Raw genomic sequence first — 21,228 nt, 5'->3', positions numbered from 1 at the left:
CTGGGGCAGACTTGGCCGGGAAATCCATGTCGACGTCGCCACGCGCGCGTGTAGGGGGAGCACAGATGAGCCAGGACGGCGGACAGGGCCGCTACGCGGGCGGTTCGGTCGCGGGCGGCCGGTACCAGCTGCGCGATCTTCTCGGCGAGGGCGGCATGGCGTCGGTGTACCTGGCGTACGACACCGCCCTCGACCGGCAGGTCGCCATCAAGACGCTGCACACGGAGCTCGGCCGGGAGCAGTCCTTCCGCGAGCGGTTCCGGCGCGAGGCGCAGGCCGTGGCGAAGCTCTCCCACACCAACATCGTCTCGGTCTTCGACACCGGCGAGGACACCCTCGACGGCGCCGTCATGCCGTACATCGTCATGGAGTACGTGGAGGGGCAGCCGCTCGGCTCGGTCCTCGCGGCGGACGTGCGGCAGTACGGCGCGATGCCGGCCGACAAGGCGCTGAAGGTCACGGCCGACGTGCTCGCCGCCCTGGAGGTCAGCCACGAGATGGGCCTGGTCCACCGGGACATCAAGCCGGGCAACGTGATGACAACCAAGCGCGGCGTGGTCAAGGTCATGGACTTCGGCATCGCGCGGGCCATGCAGTCGGGGGTGACCTCGATGACCCAGACCGGCATGGTCGTCGGCACCCCCCAGTACCTCTCCCCCGAGCAGGCCCTCGGCCGCGCGGTGGACGCCCGCTCCGACCTCTACTCGGTCGGCATCATGCTCTTCCAGCTCCTCACGGGCCGGCTCCCCTTCGACGCCGACTCCCCGCTCGCCATCGCGTACGCACACGTGCAGGAGGAACCGGTCGCCCCGTCCTCCGTCAACCGTTCGGTGACGCCGGCGATGGACGCGCTCGTCGCCCGCGCGCTCCGGAAGAACCCGAACGAGCGGTTCCCGAGCGCGGCGGCCATGCGCGACGAGTGCCTGCGGGTCCTGTCGGCCGGGCAGACCGGCGCCCCCGTGATCGTCGCGGGCGGCCCCGTCAGCAGCGGCGCGGGCGTCGGCTCGGCGGTCTTCCCGCCGGTCGGCCAGACCCCGCCGCCCGGCCCGTACTCCACGCCGCACGGCGTGCAGCAGCCGTACGCGCCGACGCCGCAGCCGGGCCCGTACGGCCCCGCGACCCCCGCGCCCGCCCCGTCGTACGGCTACCCGCAGCAGGCCCCGACGCCCGCCCCGTACGCCCACCAGGCCCCGACCCCCGCGCCGTACGCCCAGACGCACGCGCCCGCCCCGGCGGGCGGCGGCTCCCGGCGGAACACCCCGGTGGTCGTCGGTGCGATCGCGGTCGCCGTGATCGCGATCGGCGGCCTGGTCCTGGCGCTCAACCTGGACAAGGGCGACAAGAAGGACCCGCAGGCGGGGAGGACCGGCGGCACCGGCACCCAGCAGAGCCAGTCGGCGGCGCCGGGCCACAAGGGCCCCGACCTGACCAAGACCATCGACGTGAAGAAGTGCACCCAGCCGAGGGAGTCGAGCGAGGACCCCGAGAAGTTCGAGGTGCCCAACTTCAAGTACCGGAACATCCAGTCGGTGAAGGACTGCGTCCAGGCCGCCGGATGGAAGATCAAGGTCCAGACCCCGGTGGACGAGGCGACGTACGGCGAGGGCACGGTCCTGGAGCAGTACCCGCCGGCCGGTACGGACATCGACGCCAAGGACGCGGAGTTCACCCTCCAGATCTCGACGGGCAACCCGCCGCAGTAGGTCCCGGGGTTCCGGGGGTCTCGTGGGATCCGTGTGACCCGGGGTCTCGTGGGATCCGTGTGACCCGGGGTCTCGTGGGCCCCATGGATCCCGGAGGCCCCGGAGGTCCCGGAGGTCCCGGAGGCTTCGCCGCGGCGGACCCCCGGGGATTCCCGCCGCGGTAGGCCCCCCCGGGGGCTCCCGTCTCCTCCTCCGGGCGCGTACCGGATGCCGGAATCGTCCCGACATGTGACGCTGAGCCGAAGACCTCGGCGGCTCGGTACGGGAGGGGGTCACCCGGTGACTCCAGTACTCCGCGGGGCGCGGGCCCGAGCCCTGCGCCCCGCACTCATCTGCGCGTTCACCTGCGCCTGCGCCCTGTACGCCGCCCCCCTCGCGCATCCGGAGGGGCCACCCGCCGCCACGGCGGGGGCCACGGGCCCGGCGCCCACCGGCACCACCCCGGCCTCCTCCACCCCCTCCGCCCCCTCCTCGGCGTCCCCGCCGGGCGTACCCTCCGCGACCGCTCCGCCGTCGGCCCCCGCGTCCGGCTCCGCCTCCGTGTCCACGCCCGCGCCCGCATCGGCGTCCGCCTCCGCTCCCGTCTCCGCTTCGGCGCCCGTCTCCGCCTCCGCCTCCGGTCCCGCCTCCGTCCCCCCGGGGCGCGTCGGAGCCGTGGTCCCGCCCGCTCCCGCGCCCGCCGGTGCCGGAGCGGCCTCCCCGGTCGCGCAGACCGGGCCCTCCGGCGTCCCCGCGCCGGAGCCCTCCGCCTCCCTCGCGGGCCGGCCCGCCGCCGAGGGCAGGCTCCGGCCGGGCCGCACCGAGACCGCCCCGACGCCCCCGGAAAGCTCCTCGCGTACCGAAACCGCTACGGAATCGGAGCCGTGGGAGGACGCGGAGGAGGAGGGCGGAGCGGTACGCGAGGAGGAGCCCGCGCCGCCCGAGGCCGCGCCCGCCAGCCTGTCCGACGTCGCGCCCGGGATGGACGACGAGGCCGCCTCCGACCTCGTCCACCAGCGGATTCCCGTGCTCACCCTGGGAGTGGGGCTGGCTCTGATGGGGCTCGGGATCGGGTTCCTGGGGCTTCGGATGCGCCGCCGCTGAGCCGGTGCGGAGGGCCGGGGTCCTCCTTGAGTGGGACCTCCCGCTTCCGCCTCAGGTCGGTTGTCCGCGACGGCATACCCGGTATACATACTGAGTATGTCCATCCGACACGGGCTCCTCGCCCTCCTCGAACGCGGTCCGCGCTACGGCTCCCAGCTCCGTACGGAGTTCGAGTCCCGCACCGGTTCCACCTGGCCGCTCAACGTCGGCCAGGTCTACACGACCCTCAACCGCCTGGAGCGCGACGGGATGGTCGCGCAGGGCGGCGAGGACGAGGCCGGGCACACGCTCTACGCGATCACCGACAGCGGGCGCACCGAGCTGAGGACCTGGTTCGAGAAGCCGGTGGACCGCACCAGCCCCGCCCGTGACGAGCTGGCGATCAAGCTCGCCATGGCGGTGGGCGCGCCCAGCGTCGACATCCGCGACGTCATCCAGTCCCAGCGCCGCCACACCGTGCAGGCGATGCAGGACTACACCCGGCTCAAGGCCCAGGCGCTCCTGGCCGTCGAGGGCGGCGGGAGCCGGGAGCGGGACGACGTGGCCTGGCTGCTCGTCCTGGAGCAGCTGATCTTCCAGACGGAGGCCGAGGCGCGCTGGCTGGACCACTGCGAGTCCCGGCTGATCCGCCTCTCGGCGACCGCGCGCTCGGCACCGGACGCCGAAGCCCCGGTCCCGGCGCCCGCCCCGGCCCCCGCCGCGCGGTCGGGCGCCCGGACCACCCGCTCGTGACCCCGGCCCGTCCGGGCCACCCGCGCCCGGCCCCGGGACGGCAGAACACCCGTCCGTGACTCCGGAGCCCCGAACGCCCGTCCGTGACTCCGGGGCGCCGCACACCAGCCCCTGGCTCCGGAGGCGCGCCGACCGCTCGCCCGCGCCCCTTCGTACGTCCGGCGCATCCGTACTTCCGTCCTTCCGACGCATCCGCACTTCCGACGCACCACCTTCCACCGCACGCTCCGTACCCGGCCGACCGCCCGGTGCGCCCAAGGGGGGAACCCTTCCATGTCCGCACAGCAGCCCGTGCTGCAACTGAAGAACCTGACCCGGGTCCACGGCTCGGGTGCCACCGAGGTGCACGCCCTGCGCGGCATCGACCTCGCCGTGTACCCCGGTGAGCTCGTCGCCGTCATGGGCCCGTCCGGCTCCGGCAAGTCCACCCTGCTCACCATCGCGGGCGGCCTGGACTCCCCCACCTCGGGCGAGGTGATCGTCGAGGACACCGACATCACCAAGGTCGGCATCAAGCAGCTCGCGGCCCTGCGCCGCCGCAGCATCGGCTACGTCTTCCAGGACTACAACCTCATCCCGGCCCTCACCGCCGCCGAGAACGTCGCCCTGCCCCGCGAGCTGGACGGGACCTCCGCCCGCAAGGCGCGCGTCGAGGCCCTCGCCGCCCTGGAGGAGATGGCGCTCGGCCACCTCGCCGACCGCTTCCCCGACGAGATGTCCGGCGGTCAGCAGCAGCGCGTGGCCATCGCCCGCGCCCTGGTCGGCGACCGGCGCCTGGTCCTCGCCGACGAGCCGACCGGCGCCCTCGACTCCGAGACCGGCGAGTCCGTCCTCGCCCTGCTCCGCTCCCGCTGCGACGCGGGCGCCGCCGGCGTCCTCGTCACCCACGAGCCCCGGTTCGCCGCCTGGGCCGACCGCGTCGTCTTCCTGCGGGACGGCGCCATCGTCGACCAGACCGTGCGCAGCGAGGCCGACTCCCTCCTCTCGGGCCGGGTGGCGGAAGCGTGAAGACCTGGTTCCACTCCTGGCGGGCCGCGATCCGCATCGCCCGCCGCGACGCCTGGCGCGCCAAGGGCCGCAGCGCCCTCGTCCTCGCGATGATCGCCCTGCCCATCCTGGGCGTCAGCGCCTTCGACCTGACCTTCCGCAGCGCGGAGCTGTCCCCCGCCGAGAAGGCGGACCGGACGATCGGCGCGGCCGACGCCCGCTTCCGGGACGCCGACATGGCCGGCGTGCCGATCCTCCAGGACCCGGCCGGTGAGATGAGCGCGCCGGCCAGGAAGGAGGACGACGAGCGGTGGCCGTCGGGCGGCACCGACGTCGGCAAGGCCTTCCCCGCGGGCGCCACCGTCCTCACGGACCGCGTCGGGTCGGCCAAGCTGACCACGTCCCACGGCCTGCTCATGACCGAGGTGCGCGAGCTGAAGGCGTCCGACCCGGTAGCCCGCGGCATCATGCCGCTCCTGGAGGGTCGCTACCCGGAGAAGAGCGACGAGGTCATGGCGACCTCGCACTTCCTGGAGACCAGCGGTCTGTCGATCGGCTCGACCCTTTCCGCTCGCAACTTCGAGCGTCCGTATCGGATCGTCGGCTCCTACGAACTTCCCGACTCGCTCAAGGCCGATCAGGTCAACGCGCTCCCCGGCGCCTTCCTCGCCCCGTACGCGACGGCCGTCGAGAAGGCCGGTCTGACGACCCCCGGCTCCTCCGTCTCGTACCTGGTGCGGAAGTCCGGTGGTTTCACGTGGAACGCCGTCCAGGAGATCAACACCAAGGGCGTCCTGGTCACCTCGCGCGCCGTGATCCTCGCCCCGCCCGCCGACGCCGACGTGCCGCTCTACCAGAAGGAGGGCTGGGGCAACTACGAGGCGGGACCCGCGGACCGGGCCGCCGAACTCGCCGCCGTCGCGACCGTCGTGGGCCTGGCGATGCTGGAGATCTGCCTCCTCGCCGGACCCGCCTTCGCGGTCGGCGCCCGCCGCTCGCGCCGCCAGCTCGGTCTGGTCGGTGCCAACGGCGGTGCCCGCAGCCACATCCGGGCGATCGTGCTGAGCGGCGGCCTGGTCATCGGCGTCGCGGCGGCCGTCGTCGGCACCGTGCTCGCCGTGGCCCTGACCCTGGCGCTCCAGCCGCTCCTCGAACAGGTGATGGGCCAGCGGTTCGGCTCCTTCGACGTCCGGCCGCTCGAACTCCTCGCCATCGCGCTGGTCGCGGTCCTGACCGGTCTGCTCGCCGCGATCGTCCCGGCCGTCACCGCCTCCCGGCAGAGCGTCCTCTCCTCGCTCACCGGCCGGCGCGGTGTCCGCCGCGGCAGCCGCGTGCTGCCGGTGATCGGTCTCGTGGCCCTCCTGCTCGGCGGGTCCGTCGCCCTCTTCGGCTCCCTCGTCACCGAGCAGGTCGCCGTGGTGGCGGCCGGCTCCGCCCTCGCCGAGCTGGGCGTCGTCGCGATGACCCCGGCCCTGGTGGGCCTGTTCGGACGCACCGGACGCTGGATGCCGCTCTCCCCGCGCCTCGCGCTGCGGGACGCCGTCCGCAACCGGGGCCGTACGGCTCCGGCCGTCGCCGCCGTGCTCGCCGCCGTCGCGGGAACGGTCGCCGTCTCCACGTACATGGCCAGCAGGGAGGCCGAGAACAGGGCCTCGTACGAGCCCAAGCTGCCGTACGGCGTCGCCGCCGCCTTCGTCCGCGAAGAGGGCGGCCGGGACGTCCCGGCGGTCCGCGAGGCCGTCCAGCGGTACCTTCCCGTCGAGCTGCGCGCCGACGTCGACCGCGTCTCGGTCGGCAAGCCCGGCTGTGCCCCGTGGAGCAACGACGCGGGCTGCGGCCGCTTCGAGGTCGTCGTGCCCCCGGCGAACGAGTGCCCGCTGTACGTGTCGGTCCCGGGCGGCGGCGACCCCGCGGAGAGGTTCACGCCCGACCAGCGGCGGAAGATCCTCACCGAGGACTGGCGCTGCAAGGAGTCCTTCCACAGCGGGATCTACGTCGACGGCGGTCTGGTCGTCGGTGACGCCAAGCTCCTCAAGGTGCTCGGCGTCGACGACCCCGGGGCCGAGAAGGCCCTCGCCGACGGCAAGGTCGTCACCTTCGACCGCGCCCAGATCGACAAGAACGGCACCATCGGTCTCAAGCAGGTCACCGACACCACCGCCGCCGACAAGGCCATGGAGGAAGGCCGTCCCGTGCCCGGCAAGGTCAGCTCCGTGCCCGCCTACCTGGTGCCCGGCGGCAAGAACTCCTACGGGCTCCAGGCCGTGATGACCCCGGCCGCGGCCAAGACCGCCGGCCTCTCCACCGTGCCGCTGGGCGTGTACGCCGCCACCGACCGGCTCCCGGACGGCGAGCAGCGACAGAAGCTCGACGGCGAGATCGCCAAGCTCGGCAGCGACGTCGATCTGCACGTGGAGGAAGGTTTCGTCAACGAGTACGGCATCGTCCTGCTCTCGCTGGCGATCTTCGCGGGCCTGGTCACCATCGGCGCCGCCGGCATCGCCACCGGGCTCGCCCAGGCCGACGCCGAGGCCGACCTGAAGACGCTGGCCGCCGTGGGCGCCCCGCCCCGGGTCCGCCGCACGCTCAGCGGTTTCCAGTGCGGGGTCGTCGCCGCGATGGGCGTGGTCCTCGGCTCGGCCGCCGGACTGCTGCCCGCCGTGGGGCTCCGGCTCACCGAGGAGCGCGACCAGCTCCGCTACCACGAGCAGAGCATCGCCGAGGGCTGGACCGGCACCGACACGGCGCCGCCGGACCTGCCGATCGTCGTCCCGTGGGAGACGCTGGCCGTCCTGCTCGTCGCCGTGCCGCTGGGCGCCGCCCTGCTCGCCGCCCTCGTGACCCGCTCGCGCGGCGCGCTGGCCCGGCGCGCGGCGACCTGACGCTCTTCGTCTCCCATCTGTGCCCCTGTACGAGGGTGGATCACCCTCGTACAGGGGCACACCCTGTGCTGAAGCACGTGTACGAGAGAATGGCGGCATGGAGATGCCGAGGAATGACAGGTCGCAGGAGAGCCCCCAGGTCCTCATCGTGGGACAGGACGGGATGGCGCTCGGCGGCACTCAGGGCGACGACGAATCCCGCGAGGTCCCGGTGACGGAAATGGTCGAGCAGCCTGCGAAGGTCATGCGGATCGGCAGCATGATCAAGCAGCTCCTGGAAGAAGTACGCGCGGCTCCTCTGGACGAGGCCAGCCGGGTCAGGCTCAAGGACATCCACGCCAGCTCCGTGAAGGAGCTGGAGGACGGGCTCGCGCCCGAACTGGTCGAGGAACTCGAGCGGCTCTCCCTGCCGTTCACGGACGAGGCGATCCCCTCCGAGGCGGAGCTGCGCATCGCGCAGGCGCAGCTGGTGGGCTGGCTGGAGGGCCTCTTCCACGGCATCCAGACGGCGCTGTTCGCCCAGCAGATGGCGGCCCGCGCCCAGCTGGAGCAGATGCGCCGGGCCCTGCCGCCGGGCGCCGGTCACGACGATGACGACGACCACGGCCCGGGCCACGCGGTCCGCTCGGGGCCGTACCTGTAGGACGGCGGCCGTACGGGTTCGTGGGGCGTTCGTACGCGGTCCTGGACGGTCTTGCGCGGTCGTACGCGCAGGGGCCCGGCACACGGTGTGTGTGCCGGGCCCCTGCGCGTATCGGGTCAGGCGCCGGGAGCGAGGAGCAGGACCTTGCCGACGTGGTCGCCGGCCTCCAGCGCCCGGTGCGCGTCGGCGGCCTCCGGCAGCGGCACCGTGCGGTCGACGACCGGCCGGACCGTGCCCGCCTCGATCAGCGGCCAGACGTGCTCCCGGACGGCGGCGACGATCGCCGCCTTCTCCTGCGGCGGACGGGACCGCAGCGTGGTCGCCATGACGGCACCGCGCTTCGCGAGCAGCGCCCCGAGGTTCAGCTCGCCCTTCACCCCGCCCTGGAGGCCGATGATCACCAGGCGTCCGTTCACGGCGAGCGCCTTCACGTTCCGTTCCAGGTACTTGGCGCCGACGATGTCCAGGATGACGTCCGCCCCGGCCCCGCCCGTCGCCCCGGCCAGCTCCTCGACGAAGTCCTGCTCGCGGTAGTCGATGAGGACGTCCGCGCCCAGCTCGGCGCAGCGCGCCAGCTTCCCGGGGCTTCCGGCGGTGACCACGACCCGGGCCCCGACCGCCTTCGCGAGCTGGATCGCCATCGTGCCGATCCCGCTCGCGCCGCCGTGCACGAGGAGCGTCTCGCCCGGCCGCAGATGGGCAATCATGAAGACGTTGGACCAGACGGTGCACGCCACCTCGGGGAGCGCGGCGGCCGTGGCCAGGTCGAGGCCCTTGGGCACCGGCAGGAGCTGACCTGCCGGGACCACGACCTTCTCCGCGTAGCCGCCACCGGTGAGCAGCGCGCACACCTCGTCGCCGACGGCCCAACCGGATGCTCCGGGGCCGAGCGCGGCGATCCGGCCCGAACATTCCAGGCCGGGGTACGGGGAGCTGCCCGGCGGCGGGTCGTAGAAGCCCTGGCGCTGGAGCAGGTCGGCGCGGTTGACCGCGCTCGCCGCCACCTCGACGAGCACCTCGCCCTCGCCGGGTACGGGATCGGGCACCTCGGACCAGACCAGGGCCTCGGGTCCGCCGGGTTCCGGAATCGTGATCGCATGCATGGCGGCGAGGCTACTCCGGCGATCACCGCCGGGGCGGGTTCGCCGTGGTGGATCGCCGCCGGGCGGGCCAGGGCCTGCCCGACCCTGATCCGCCGGACAGGCCCTAGTCCTCCGGCGGGGTGGAGAGCCGGGTCACCGGTGTGGCGCGCACGATGGTGATCACGCGGTCGGTGGGCTGGAGCGGGTTGGCCGCGGGGTCGTCGTAGCTGAGCAGGCGGTGGCCCCGGAGCACGCTCACCACCAGGTCCTCGGTCTCCCGGGGGCCCTTGCCCACCTCGCTCTTGGTCACGGGGCGGTCGACCAGGTCGAGGCCGGAGCCCTGCTGGATCAGGTCCTCCATCACCGTGCCGGCGCTGGGGCTCAGGACCGAGAGGCCGAGCAGGCGTCCGGCGGCGCTGGCGCTGGTGATGACCGCGTCCGCGCCGGACTGACGCAGCAGCGGCGCGTTCTCCTCCTCGCGGACGGCGGCGACGATCTTCGCGCCCCGGTTGAGCTGGCGCGCGGTCAGGGTGACCAGGACGGCCGTGTCGTCGCGCTGGGTGGCGATGACGATCTGCCGGGCCCGCTGCACCTCGGCGCGGAGCAGTACGGCACTGCGGGTCGCGTCGCCGATGACGCCGACGAAACCGTCCGCGTTCGCCGTCTCGATCACCTTGCTGGAGGGATCGACGATGACGATCTGCTCCTTGCTGAGCCCGGTCGCGCAGAGGGTCTGGATCGCGGACCGCCCCTTCGTGCCGAACCCGACGATGACGGTGTGGTCGCGCAAGGTGGACCTCCAGCGATTCAGCCGGAACTCCTCCCGGGTCCGCTCGGTGAGGACCTCCAGGGTGGTGCCGACCAGGATGATCAGAAACAGCACGCGCAGGGGCGTGACCAGCAGAATGTTGACGAGCCGCGCCGAGTCGCTGTACGGGACGATGTCGCCGTACCCGGTGGTGGAGAGCGTCACGGTCGCGTAGTAGGCGCAGTCGAGGAAGTCGAGCGTCTCGTCGGCGTTGTCGTGGTAGCCGTCCCGGTCGAAGTAGACGAGGAAGATCGTCACGACGAGGACGCCGAGCGCCATGAGCAGCCGCTTGCCGACCTGGCGGAGCGGCCGCTCCACCTCCCGGCGGGGCAGGGTGACCCGCGGGCCGGAGATCTTCTCCTCCGCCTGGCGGGCCATCACGTCACGACTGGGAAGTTTCACGTGAAACACGCTCCTTGGGCCGGTACGGCCCCCGCCGTCGGCGGCCAGGGAAGATCGAGGACGTCCAGTTCCTGTCCGGGCCGTGCCCCGCCGGGCGGGACGACGGCCAGGCCGTCCGCGGCGGCGATGCCACGGAGCATGGCCGGACCGCTGTAGCGCAGCGGAACGGCCGACCCGCTGCGGCGGACGACCGGGACGAGTCGTGTGTCATGGGGGTGCCCGTGCACCTCGTCCCGAACGGGCACACGGTACGGCACGGGGGTGCGGGCCTCTGATCCGGCCCCGTCCTCGGGGCGGCTCCCGCCCTCGGCGAGGGGGCCGGTCTCCGTGGGAGGTCCGGGCTCGGTCAGGGCGTCGAGCAGCGGGGCGGCGAGGGTGAGGAGCCCGGAGACGGCCGCGAGCGGGTTGCCGGGCAGGCCGACGAGATGGCGCACGTGGAGCGGGCGGGCGGGGTCGGCGCCGAGGCGGGCGAGGAGCATGGGGTGCCCCGGCCGCACTTTCACCCCGTCGATCAGGAGCGTGGCACCGGCCTTGTCGAGCACGCGGTGGACGTGGTCCACGGGCCCGGCGGCGGTTCCCCCGGTGGTGACGACCAGATCGGCGGCGGAGCCGGTGACGGCCGCGTACAGCGCTTCGGCGTCGTCGCCGATCCTGCGGGTGGCGAGGACGTCCGCGCCGAGCGCCGCCAGCCAGGGACCGAGCATCGGGCCGAGGGCGTCCCGGATGAGCCCTTCGCGGGGGAGACCGGAGGTGAGGAGCTCGTCGCCGAGGACCAGGACCTCCACGCGGGGGCGGGGCAGCACGGGGAGTTCGTCGTATCCGGCGGCCGCGGCGAGACCGAGGACGGCGGGGGTCACGGGGGTGCCGGCGGGCAGCAGCGCGTCGCCGGTGCGGCACTCCTGGCCCCGGGAACGGATGTCCTGCCCGGCGACGACCTCGCGCAGGGCGTGCAGCAGGGCGTGGTGCCCACCACCCGAGTGCTCGGTGCGGAAGGGCTCCGTGCGGGGAGGTTCGGTGCCGGAGGGCCTGGCGCGGGGAGGTTCGGTGTCGGAGGCCCCCGTGCGGGGAGGTTCGGTGCGGGCGTGCTCCGTGCGGGAGTGCTCGCTCCGGAGGACGGCCGTGGTCCCGGACGGGACGGGGGCGCCGGTGGCGATCCGTACCGCCTCGCCGCCGGCCAGGGCGGCGGCCGGGGCGTGTCCGGCGAGGACCGCGGTCTCCTCGCGCACGCGCCAGGGTCCGGGGCCCGCGACCGCCCAGCCGTCCATGGCGGAGGTGTCGAAGGAGGGCAGGTCGGCGAGGGCGGTGAGCGGTTCCGTCAGGACCTGGCCGAGCGCCTTCGCCGGCGGGAGCGCCGACGGCTCCCGGCCGGCCCGGGCCGCGATCCCGGCCCGGCGCGCGGCGGCCCGCGCCTCGGGCCAGGCGGTGGCCCGGTGCGGGTGCCCGGCTCCGGCGCCACCGGCGGGGCTGGGCGCGTCGTCAGCGGGTCCGGGGGAGCCGGGCGCGTCACCGGCGGGTCCGGGGGCCACGGGAGCGGGCTCCTTCAGGCTCATCCGGCCCCGTCCTGCTCGGCTTCCCAGCGCAGGGCGAGCGCCGCGGCCTTGCGGGCGGCCTCCGCGACCGCCTCCGGACCGCCCTCGCTCGCGCGCGCCGCCGCGTACCCCACCAGGAAGGTGGTCAGGGGCGCGGCGGGGCGGGCCACGTTGTGGGCGGCGTCGCGGGCCAGATCGAGCAGTACGCCGGTGTCGACGTCCAGCTCGATGCCCAGTTCGTCCTTGACTGCGGTGATCCATTCATCCAGCACGCTCCCATGCTCCCTGATGCGGGCGCGGGCCGTGGCGATGTCCTCCCAGGTGTCGCAGTCGAAGGAGGCGAGGGGGCCCGCGGGGAGCCGGGCGAGCCGGAGCGCGTGCGTGAGGCGGCGCAGGGGGAGACGGGCGAGACCGCCGTGCTCGTGCGCGAGCCGGTCCAGTTCGCGCCGCAGCGGACCGGACCGGTACGCGGCGACGAGCGGCTGGTCGCGCCCCTCGGCGTCGGTGAGGAGCACGGCCTCGGTCCCGGGATCCTCGTCCAGCGCGCCGAGGAGGCTCCGTACGGTGGCGCCGTCCAGGAAGGGCAGGTCGGCGGAGAGGACGAGCAGGACGGCGGCCTCCGTCTTCCGCGCCCCCGCGTCGAGGGCCGCCACCGGGCCGCCGCCGGGCGGCTCCTCCCTGGTCCAGCGGACGGGGCGGCCGGTCGGCCGGGGGGAGCCGACGACCACGGTCCGGCCGGCGTCGGAGCAGGCCGCGAGCACCCGGTCGAGGAGGGTCCGGCCGCCGACCCTTACCCCGGGCTTGTCGGTGCCGCCGAGGCGCCGGGCGGCGCCCCCGGCGAGCACGACGGCGTCGTATGCGGTGGTCACCCCAGCAGTATGGGCCGCCGGGGGCCACGGACGCCCGGCCCGTCCCACGGGGAGGGACGGGCCGGGCGGCGACGGGTGCCGTCAGACCGTGCGGAGCAGCACCGCCGGCTGTTCGACGCAGTCCGCCACGTACCGCAGGAAGCCGCCCGCCGTGCCGCCGTCGCAGACGCGGTGGTCGAAGGTGAGCGAGAGCTGCACCACCTGACGGACGGCCAGTTCGCCCCGGTGCACCCAGGGTTTGGGGATGATCCGGCCGACGCCGAGCATCGCGGCCTCGGGGTGGTTGATGATCGGCGTGGAGCCGTCGACCCCGAACACCCCGTAGTTGTTCAGGGTGAACGTGCCTCCCGTCAGGTCGGCCGGGGTGAGCGCGGACTGCCGGGCGGCCTCGGTCAGGCGCCCGAACTCCTCCGTCAGCGCCTCGGCCGTCCGCCTCCCCGCGTCCTTGACCACGGGGACGACCAGGCCGCGCGGGGTCTGGGCGGCGAACCCGAGGTGCACGTCCGGCATTCGGACGATCTCCCGGGCGGCGGTGTCGACCGTGGAGTTGAGCTCGGGGAACCGGGCCAGGGCGTGGACGCAGATCCGGGCGAGGAGCGCGAGCAGCGAGATCTTCGGCCCGCCCGCCGCGTTCATCGCCGCCCGCGCGGCCATCAGCTCGGTCGCGTCGGCGTCGACCCAGCAGGTCGCGTCGGGGATCTCCGTACGGCTGCGGGACAGCTTGTCCGCCACCGCGCCGCGCACCCCGCGCAGCGGGACCCGCTCGCCCGCCACCGTGACGGGGGCGACGGACGCCGTGGGGGAAGGAACGGGCGTCGGCGCGGTGACCTGCCGGTCCACGGCCGTCGTGAGGGCCAGCTCCACGTCGGCCCGCAGGATCAGCCCCTCGGGCCCCGAACCGCGCACCTGCCGCAGATCGAGCCCCCCGTCCCTGGCCAGCTTCCGTACGAGCGGCGAGATGACGGGCACGGGCCCCTGATGGACGGGGACGGGCACCGGCACTTTCTCAAGGGTTTCGGGCGTCGCGGCCGGGGCCGTCTGCCGCACCCGGCGGCGCCGGGCGGCGGGCCCGGCGGTGCCGTACCCGACGAGGACGTTGCCGGAGTACTCGGAGGAGACGGCCGACTCGGCGGCGTCCCCGGAGCCCTCCTCCGCGGCGGGAGCGGCCGTGGGCCCCGCCCCTTCCGTACCGCCCACGGCGACCGTCAGGAGCGGTGCGCCGACGGGCAGTTCGGTGCCCTCCTCGCCGTACCGCGCGGTGACGACGCCGCCGTACGGGCAGGGCACCTCGACCATGGCCTTGGCCGTCTCGACCTCGACGACCGGCTGGTCGACGGCGACGACGTCGCCGACGGCGACCAGCCAGCGCACGATCTCGGCCTCGGTGAGTCCCTCGCCGAGGTCGGGCAGCTTGAATTCGAGGACCTGGGCCATCAGTTGCCCGCCTCCCACTGGAGCCGGGCCACCGCGTCCAGGACCCGGTCCACGCCGGGCAGGTGGTGCCGCTCCAGCATCGGCGGCGGGTACGGGATGTCGAAGCCCGCGACCCGCAGCACCGGCGCCTCCAGGTGGTGGAAGCAGCGCTCGGTCACCCGGGCGGCGATCTCCGCGCCGGGGCCGCCGAAGCCGGTCGACTCGTGGACCACGACCGCGCGTCCGGTGCGCCGCACCGAGGCGCAGACGGTCTCGTCGTCGAACGGCACGAGCGAGCGCAGGTCGACGACTTCGAGGTCCCAGCCCTCCGCCTGCGCGGCCTCGGCGGCCTCCAGGCAGACCGGCACCGAGGGGCCGTAGGTGATCAGGGTGGCGCCGGTGCCCTGGCGCCGCACGACGGCCCTGCCGATCGGCTCGACGGGCGCGGGCGCCTCGGGGGACCAGTCGGACTTGGACCAGTAGAGCCGCTTGGGCTCCAGGAAGACCACCGGGTCGTCGGAGGCGATGGCCGCGCGCAGCAGGCCGTAGGCGTCCTCGACGGTGGCCGGGGTGACGACGTGCAGGCCCGGGGTGGCCGTGTAGTAGGCCTCGGAGGAGTCGCTGTGGTGCTCGACGCCGCCGATCCCGCCGCCGTACGGCACCCGGATGACGATCGGCATCGGCATCGCGCCGCGCGTGCGGTTGCGCATGCGGGCCACGTGGGAGATCAGCTGCTCGAACGCCGGGTAGGCGAAGGCGTCGAACTGCATCTCCACGACCGGCCGCAGGCCGTACATGGCCATGCCGACGGCCGCGCCGAGGATGCCGGCCTCGGCCAGCGGGGTGTCCGTGCAGCGGTCCTCGCCGAACTCCTTCGCGAGCCCGTCGGTGACCCGGAAGACCCCGCCGAGGGTGCCGACGTCCTCGCCCATCACGTGGACGGTCGGGTCCTCGGCCATGGCGTCGCGCATGGCGCGCTGGAGCGCCTGCGCCATCGTGGCGGGCTTGGCCTTCCCGGCCCTCCCGCCGGCCCCGGACGCCTTGGGGCCGGTCGTCGCGGTCGTCATCACGCCTCACCCTCGGCTTCGAGCTCGGCGCGGAGCTGCGCCGCCTGTTCGCGCAGTTGCGTGGTCTGCTCCGCGTACACGTGGGCGAACAGGTCCATCGGGTCGAGCACCGGGTCGGCGTTCATCCGTTCGCGCAGGTCGGCGGCCATCGTCTCGGCGGCCTCGGCCGCGGCACGCCTGCCGTCCTCGTCGAGCAGGCCGCGCCCGGTCAGTTCCCGTTCGAGGATCAGGACGGGGTCGTGCGCCCGCCAGGTCTCGACCTCGGCCGCCTCCCGGTAGCGGGTGGCGTCGTCGGCGTTGGTGTGGGCGTCGATCCGGTAGGTGACGGCCTCGACGAGGGTCGGTCCGCCGCCGCGCCGCGCGCGTGCCACGGCCTCGCCGAGCACCTGGTGGACGGCGACCACGTCGTTGCCGTCGACCAGCCGGCCCGGCATGCCGTATCCGACGGCCTTGTGGGCGAGGGAGGGGGCGGCGGTCTGCTTGGCGAGCGGAACGGAGATCGCGAAGCCGTTGTTCTGGACGAGGAAGACCACGGGGGCCTGCCAGACGGCCGCGAAGTTCAGCGCCTCGTGGAAGTCGCCCTCGCTGGTGCCGCCGTCGCCGACCATGGCGAGGGCGACGACGTCGTCGCCCTTGAGGCGGGCGGCGTGGGCGAGGCCCACCGCGTGCGGGAGCTGGGTGGCCAGGGGCGTGCAGAGCGGCGCGATCCGGTGCTCGTGCGGGTCGTAGCCGGTGTGCCAGTCGCCGCGCAGCAGGGTCAGGGCCTGGACGGGGTCGAGGCCGCGGGCCACGGCCGCCAGGGTGTCGCGGTACGAGGGGAAGAGCCAGTCCCGGTCCTCCAGGACGGCCGCGGCGGCGATCTCGCACGCCTCCTGGCCGGTGGTGGACGGGTACACGGCGAGCCGGCCCTGCTTGGTGAGGGCGGTGGCCTGCGTGTTGTAGCGGCGGCCGCGGACCAGCTCCGCGTAGAGCCTCAGCAGCAGCGCGGGATCGGCGTCGGCCACGGCGTCCGTGCCCAGCACGCGCAGCGGCTCGGCCTCCGGCAGCAGCGGCGCGGGGTCGGTGCGCGGCTGCCAGGCCGGCGGGGTGGTCCGGTGGGCGGGGGCGGCACCGGGCGGCTCTTGGACTGTCGAACTGCGCTGTTGCAACGAGTCCACCTCCTCGTGGGAGCGGGCATAAGACCCGAAGGCGGGTGGCGCGAGTGTGGCGCGCCTCACCTACCGATTGTTCGGTCGTGGAGGCATTTTGGCTACAGGCACCTCCAGCCTGTGGACAAACGGTTCTCCACAGCCTGGGATAAGGGCAGGTCGTCCATCGGAGAGAGGCGGGGGCACATGGCGGATGAACAAATGGCCGACGAGTGGGAGCAGGTCGTGTCCCCGGCTCCCGCGACGGAGCCGCCGGGCCCGCCCGCGCGCCCGCTGGACGCCGTCGACCGCGACATCCTGCGGATACTCCAAACGGACGGCCGTGCCTCGATCCGCTCCGTGGCCGACCGGGTGCACGTCTCCCGGGCCAACGCCTACGCGCGGATCAACCGGCTCATCGACGACGGGGTGATCCGGGGCTTCAGCGCCCGCGTGAACCACGAGCGGGCCGGCCACGGCGCCTCCGCCTACATCACGCTCAAGATCGTCCAGAACTCCTGGCGGACCGTGCGGGAACAGCTCCAGGCCCTGCCGGGGGCCGCGCACATCGCGCTGGTCAGCGGCGATTTCGACGTGCTGCTCCTGGTGCACACCCCGGACAACCGGACCCTGCGCGAGCTGGTGCTCACCAAGCTCCAGTCGATCCCGGAGGTGCTCTCGACCCGGACCCTGCTGGTCTTCGAGGAGACGGACCTCGACCCGGACCACTGAGGCGCCGCCCGGGCCACTGAGGCGCCGCCCGGGCCGACCGCCGTCAGCCGGCCGTCAGCCGGCCGTCAGCCGGCCGTCCGCAGCCCGTCGAAGGCCAGGTGGACGACGGTCCCGGCGATCCGCTGCCGCTCCGCCGCCGTGTCCGGGTGCGGCCGGTACCACTCCACCAGCGAGTTGATCATGCCGAAGAGCAGCCGGGTCGCGAGCCGGATGTCCACGTCGGCCCGCAGGTCGCCCTCGGCGACCGCCGCCTTCAGGAGGTCGGCCACCCGGTGGTCGAACTCGCGGCGCCGCTCCATCGCCCACCGCTCGGTGGCCGTGTTGCCGCGCACCCGGAGGAGGAGCGTCACGTACGGCAGCTCCTCGATCAGCACCTCGACCGTGCGGCGCGTGACGTACTCGACCCGCTCGACGGCCCGGCCCTGCCCGGCCCCCGGCTCGTCGAGGACCGCGAACAGGCCGTCGAGCGCCCGGCTGACCGCCCGCCGGAGCAGCTCCTCCTTGCCGGACACGTGGTGGTAGATCGACGACTTGGAGATGCCCGCCGCCTTCGACAGGTGCTCCATGGACGTGCCGTCGTAACCGCGCTCGTTGAAGACCCGCACCGCGACCGAGAGCAGCGTCTCGGGGGTGTACGTGTCGCGCTTCGCCGTGGTCATCGGGCGTCACGTCCTTCCTCGGCATATCCCCGGCGGGCGGTGCCCAGGCTCGGCGCGTACCGCCCCGTCGGGTAGCGCTCGTGCAGCGACAGGAGCAGTCCCCGTACGCGCGCGTGCCCCACCTTTCCGGCCCACTCCAGCGGCCCCAGCGGATAGTTCACGCCGAGCCGCATCGCCGTGTCGACGTCCTCGGCGGTGGCGACCCCCCGGTCGACCGCGTCGGCCGCCAGGTCGGCCAGCATCGCGACCGTACGGGCGACGATCATGCCGGGTACGTCGCCGATGACGGAGACCTGCTTGCCGAGGGCCTGGAAGAGGCCGACGGCCTCGGCGAGGGACTCGGGCGGGGTGTCCTCGCCGGTCGACAGCACGATCCGGGTCGCGCGCGCGTAGTCAAGGGCGAGGTCGAAGTAGATGATCTCCTCGCCGGGGTACTCGAAGGCGGTCTCGCCGTCGGCCAGGCCGAGCCGGGCGCCGCCGGGGAGCTGGATGTACCCGCTGCCGCTCTTGCGCCGGACCTTGATCCCCGCCTCCTCGAAGAGCTTCACCAGCGGCTCGGCGGGCTCCAGGTCGCCCCGGACGGTGATCTTCTCCGGCGCCTTCGCCGGCGGGGCCGTGTGCGGCTCGGGCCGCTCGGCGCCCTCCGCGTACGAGAACCAGCCGTGGCCCGTCTTCCGGCCCAGGCGCCCCGACTCGACGAGCCGGCGCTGCGCGAGCGACGGGGTGAACTTGGGGTCCTGGTGGAAGGAGTCCCAGACGGAGCGGGTGACGGCCTCGTTCACGTCCTGGCCGATCAGGTCGGTCAGCTCGAACGGGCCCATGCGGAAGCCGCCGCTCTCGCGCAGGGCCGCGTCGATGGTGGCCGGGTCGGCGCCGCCCTCCTCGTACACGCGCAGCGCCTCGGCGTAGAAGGGGCGCGCGACCCGGTTCACGATGAAGCCGGGGGTGTCCGCGCAGCGCACCGGCGTCTTGCCCCAGCCCTTCACCGTCCCGTACGCGCGCGTGGCGGTGTCCGGGTCGGTGGCGAAGCCGCTGACGACCTCGACGAGCGGGAGCAGCGGCGCCGGGTTGAAGAAGTGCAGTCCGACGAACCGGCCGGGCAGCCGCAGGCCCCCGGCGATGGCGGTAACGGAGAGCGACGAGGTGTTGGTGGCGAGGACGGCGTCGTCGCCGACGACCTCCTCCAGGTCGGCGAAGAGCCGCCGCTTGACCGCCAGGTCCTCGACGATCGCCTCGACGACGAGGCCCGCGTCCGCGAGCTCGGCGAGCTCCCCGGCCGCGTGCAGCCGTCCGACGGCCGCCTCGCGCGCGCCGGCGTCCAGACGGCCCTTCTCCACGAGCCGGTCGAGGCGGGCGGCGAGGGCGGCGACGGCCTCCCCGGCCCGGCCGGGGGCGCTGTCGTAGAGGCGCACGGGGTGGCCGGCGACCAGCGCGACCTGGGCGATGCCCTGGCCCATGGTCCCGGTGCCGACGACGGCGACGACGCGGTCCCGGGCGACGGGCTCCGCGGCGTCGGCACGAGCCGTCTCCGCGGCTCCGCTCCGGCCCGTCCCCCCGTCCCCGGTCCGGTCCGTCTCCACGGCTTCAACGCGTTCCTGCTCCACGGCGGCGGCCTTGTTGGCGGTCACGTCGTCGCTCCCCCTGACGGTCACGTCGGCACTCATGGGAGTGATCCTCCCCGATGGGTTTTCCACAGGATCGTCGGACCCCCCTTGTCCCGACCGATCGTTCGGTTACTCTAACTCCGTACGTGTCTCCCTGCCCAGCTCGACGAGGAGTTGGTCCATCCATGGCCACCGCTCAGCCGACCACCGACCGTCTGGCCGAGAAGCACCGGTCCACGCTCGACCAGGCGCTCGACACCATCCGCACCCGCGCCTACTGGTCGCCGCACCCCGAGCACCCGAAGGCCTACGGGGCGGACGGCTCGCTCGACGCGGCGGCCGGCCTCGCCGCGTACCAGTCCCTGCTGAACGGCCGCTTCGAGCTGGACCAGCCCGGCACGGACGGCTGGACCGGCGGCGAGGTCTCGCCGTACGGCCCGGAGCTCGGCGTCGAGTACCCGCACGCGGACGTCGACGTCCTGCTGCCCGCCATGCGCGAGGGGACGGGCGCCTGGCGCGACGCCGGGCCCGAGACGCGCGCCCTGGTCTGCCTGGAGATCCTCGCCCGGATCTCCGCCCGCACCCACGAGTTCGCCCACGCCGTCATGCACACCAGCGGCCAGGCGTTCATGATGGCGTTCCAGGCCGGCGGCCCGCACGCCCAGGACCGGGGCCTGGAGGCCGTGGCGTACGCGTACGCGGAGCAGACCCGCACCCCCGCCGGGCGGGCCGGCTGGTCCAAGCCCCAGGGCAAGCGCGACCCCCTGGAGCTGAGCAAGGAGTTCACCCCGGTCGGCCGCGGCGTCGCCCTGGTGATCGGCTGCAACACCTTCCCCACCTGGAACGGCTACCCGGGCCTGTTCGCCTCCCTCGCCACCGGCAACCCGGTCCTGGTCAAGCCCCACCCGCGCGCGGTCCTGCCGCTCGCGCTCACCGTCCGGATCGCCCGCGAGGTCCTCGCCGAGACGGGCTTCGACCCCAACCTGGTGGCGCTCGCCGTCGAGCGTCCCGGCGAGGGCATCGCCAAGACCCTGGCCGTGCGCCCCGAGGTCCGGATCATCGACTACACCGGCTCGACCGCCTTCGGCGACTGGCTGGAGGCCAACGCCCGCCAGGCCCAGGTCTACACCGAGAAGGCCGGGGTCAACACGGTCGTGGTGGACTCCACCGACGACTACCGGGGCATGCTCGGCAACCTGGCCTTCTCGCTGTCCCTCTACAGCGGCCAGATGTGCACCACCCCGCAGAACCTGCTGATCCCCCGCGACGGCATCGCCACCGACCAGGGCCCCAGGTCGTACGACGAGGTCGTGGCCGACCTCGCGGCGGCGGTCGACGGCCTCCTCGGCGACGACGCCCGGGCCAACGGCCTGCTGGGCGCCCTGGTCAACCCGGACGTGAAGGCGCGCCTGGAGGCCGCCGCCGAGCTCGGCGAGGTGGCGCTGGCCTCCCGCGAGGTGGTCAATCCGGAGTTCCCCGACGCCGTGGTCCGCACCCCGGTGATCGTGAAGCTGGACGGCGCCAAGCCGGAGGCCCGGGACGCGTACTTCTCCGAGTGCTTCGGCCCGGTCTCCTTCGCCGTCGCGGTGGACTCCACCGACGACGCCCTGGAGCTGCTGCGGCGCACGGTCCGCGAGAAGGGCGCGATGACGGTCGGCGCGTACACGGCCTCGGAGGAGGTCGAGCGCGCGGTGGAGGAGGTCTGCCTGGAGGAGTCGGCCCAGCTGTCGCTGAACCTGACGGGCGGGGTGTACGTGAACCAGACGGCCGCGTTCTCCGACTTCCACGGCTCCGGCGGCAACCCGGCGGCGAACGCCGCCCTGTGCGACGGCGCCTTCGTCTCCAACCGCTTCCGGGTGGTGGAGGTCCGCCGCCAGGCCTGACCTCCCGCGTGCGGCGGGGCCCG

At 74.1% G+C, this 21,228-nt stretch carries 17 protein-coding genes; 8 read left to right on the top strand and 9 right to left on the bottom strand.

Features of this window, described 5'->3' with window-relative positions:
• The first annotated feature begins 65 nt into the window (after positions 1 to 65).
• From ACWGSR_RS03945 to ACWGSR_RS03920, 6 genes are all read left to right on the top strand, one after another.
• Entirely contained in the window at positions 66 to 1,703 is a 1,638-nt protein-coding gene (locus ACWGSR_RS03945; RefSeq protein ID WP_453563317.1) for a protein kinase domain-containing protein, read from the top strand.
• A gap of 279 nt (positions 1,704 to 1,982) precedes the next feature.
• Entirely contained in the window at positions 1,983 to 2,786 is an 804-nt protein-coding gene (locus ACWGSR_RS03940; protein WP_376231730.1) for a hypothetical protein, read from the top strand.
• Between the two features lie 96 nt (positions 2,787 to 2,882).
• Positions 2,883 to 3,518, top strand: a complete 636-nt coding sequence (locus ACWGSR_RS03935; RefSeq protein WP_453563316.1) for a PadR family transcriptional regulator — start codon at positions 2,883 to 2,885, stop codon at positions 3,516 to 3,518.
• Between the two features lie 273 nt (positions 3,519 to 3,791).
• Positions 3,792 to 4,526: an ABC transporter ATP-binding protein gene (locus tag ACWGSR_RS03930; protein ID WP_366373285.1), complete on the top strand. Its 735-nt coding sequence runs from the start codon at positions 3,792 to 3,794 to the stop codon at positions 4,524 to 4,526.
• Positions 4,523 to 7,387 carry an ABC transporter permease gene (locus ACWGSR_RS03925; RefSeq protein ID WP_453563315.1) on the top strand — a complete coding sequence of 955 codons (2,865 nt, stop codon included), beginning with the start codon at positions 4,523 to 4,525 and terminating at the stop codon, positions 7,385 to 7,387. The genes ACWGSR_RS03930 and ACWGSR_RS03925 overlap by 4 nt, the downstream gene beginning before the upstream one ends.
• Before the next feature lie 97 nt (positions 7,388 to 7,484).
• On the top strand, positions 7,485 to 8,030 hold the full coding sequence (locus ACWGSR_RS03920; protein WP_030206591.1) for a bacterial proteasome activator family protein: 546 nt from the start codon (positions 7,485 to 7,487) through the stop codon (positions 8,028 to 8,030).
• A 116-nt stretch (positions 8,031 to 8,146) separates the two neighbouring features.
• On the opposite strand, the gene ACWGSR_RS03915 is transcribed toward ACWGSR_RS03920, so the two are convergent.
• The 7 genes from ACWGSR_RS03915 to pdhA form a co-directional block, all read right to left on the bottom strand.
• Positions 8,147 to 9,133 (bottom strand): NAD(P)H-quinone oxidoreductase, encoded by a 987-nt coding sequence (locus tag ACWGSR_RS03915; RefSeq protein ID WP_453563314.1) that lies wholly within the window; start codon positions 9,131 to 9,133, stop codon positions 8,147 to 8,149.
• A gap of 103 nt (positions 9,134 to 9,236) precedes the next feature.
• Positions 9,237 to 10,322, bottom strand: a complete 1,086-nt coding sequence (locus ACWGSR_RS03910; RefSeq protein ID WP_376231723.1) for a potassium channel family protein — start codon at positions 10,320 to 10,322, stop codon at positions 9,237 to 9,239.
• Complete coding sequence (locus tag ACWGSR_RS03905) at positions 10,319 to 11,872, bottom strand: molybdopterin molybdotransferase MoeA (RefSeq protein ID WP_453563312.1); 1,554 nt, start codon at positions 11,870 to 11,872, stop codon at positions 10,319 to 10,321. The genes ACWGSR_RS03910 and ACWGSR_RS03905 overlap by 4 nt, the downstream gene beginning before the upstream one ends.
• On the bottom strand, positions 11,869 to 12,720 hold the full coding sequence (locus tag ACWGSR_RS03900) for an NTP transferase domain-containing protein (protein ID WP_376231718.1): 852 nt from the start codon (positions 12,718 to 12,720) through the stop codon (positions 11,869 to 11,871). Before ACWGSR_RS03900 ends, ACWGSR_RS03905 begins: the two co-directional genes overlap by 4 nt.
• Positions 12,721 to 12,801: 81 nt before the next feature.
• Positions 12,802 to 14,154, bottom strand: a complete 1,353-nt coding sequence (locus ACWGSR_RS03895) for a dihydrolipoamide acetyltransferase family protein (RefSeq protein ID WP_453563311.1) — start codon at positions 14,152 to 14,154, stop codon at positions 12,802 to 12,804.
• Complete coding sequence (locus ACWGSR_RS03890; RefSeq protein WP_453563310.1) at positions 14,154 to 15,200, bottom strand: alpha-ketoacid dehydrogenase subunit beta; 1,047 nt, start codon at positions 15,198 to 15,200, stop codon at positions 14,154 to 14,156. Before ACWGSR_RS03890 ends, ACWGSR_RS03895 begins: the two co-directional genes overlap by 1 nt.
• Positions 15,200 to 16,357 carry a pyruvate dehydrogenase (acetyl-transferring) E1 component subunit alpha gene (gene pdhA / locus ACWGSR_RS03885; RefSeq protein WP_376231839.1) on the bottom strand — a complete coding sequence of 386 codons (1,158 nt, stop codon included), beginning with the start codon at positions 16,355 to 16,357 and terminating at the stop codon, positions 15,200 to 15,202. The genes ACWGSR_RS03890 and pdhA overlap by 1 nt, the downstream gene beginning before the upstream one ends.
• Positions 16,358 to 16,549: 192 nt before the next feature.
• On the opposite strand from pdhA, the gene ACWGSR_RS03880 reads away from it, so the two are divergent.
• Positions 16,550 to 17,059, top strand: coding sequence for an Lrp/AsnC family transcriptional regulator (locus tag ACWGSR_RS03880; protein WP_376231838.1), 510 nt, complete (start codon positions 16,550 to 16,552; stop codon positions 17,057 to 17,059).
• Positions 17,060 to 17,124: 65 nt separating this feature from the next.
• Here ACWGSR_RS03880 and ACWGSR_RS03875 read toward each other — a convergent pair whose 3' ends face one another.
• Both ACWGSR_RS03875 and ACWGSR_RS03870 read right to left on the bottom strand, forming a co-directional pair.
• Positions 17,125 to 17,718 (bottom strand): TetR/AcrR family transcriptional regulator, encoded by a 594-nt coding sequence (locus tag ACWGSR_RS03875; RefSeq protein WP_062753828.1) that lies wholly within the window; start codon positions 17,716 to 17,718, stop codon positions 17,125 to 17,127.
• On the bottom strand, positions 17,715 to 19,382 hold the full coding sequence (locus ACWGSR_RS03870; protein ID WP_453563309.1) for a 3-hydroxyacyl-CoA dehydrogenase: 1,668 nt from the start codon (positions 19,380 to 19,382) through the stop codon (positions 17,715 to 17,717). The genes ACWGSR_RS03875 and ACWGSR_RS03870 overlap by 4 nt, the downstream gene beginning before the upstream one ends.
• Positions 19,383 to 19,507: 125 nt before the next feature.
• Here ACWGSR_RS03870 and paaN point away from each other — a divergent pair, with 125 nt between their 5' ends.
• On the top strand, positions 19,508 to 21,205 hold the full coding sequence (gene paaN, locus ACWGSR_RS03865) for a phenylacetic acid degradation protein PaaN (protein WP_376231709.1): 1,698 nt from the start codon (positions 19,508 to 19,510) through the stop codon (positions 21,203 to 21,205).
• Positions 21,206 to 21,228: the final 23 nt, after the last annotated feature.

Source organism: Streptomyces sp. NPDC055632, from assembly GCF_053618675.1.
Note: the sequence above shows the minus strand (reverse complement) of the source record. Positions and strands in the feature narration are given on the sequence as shown.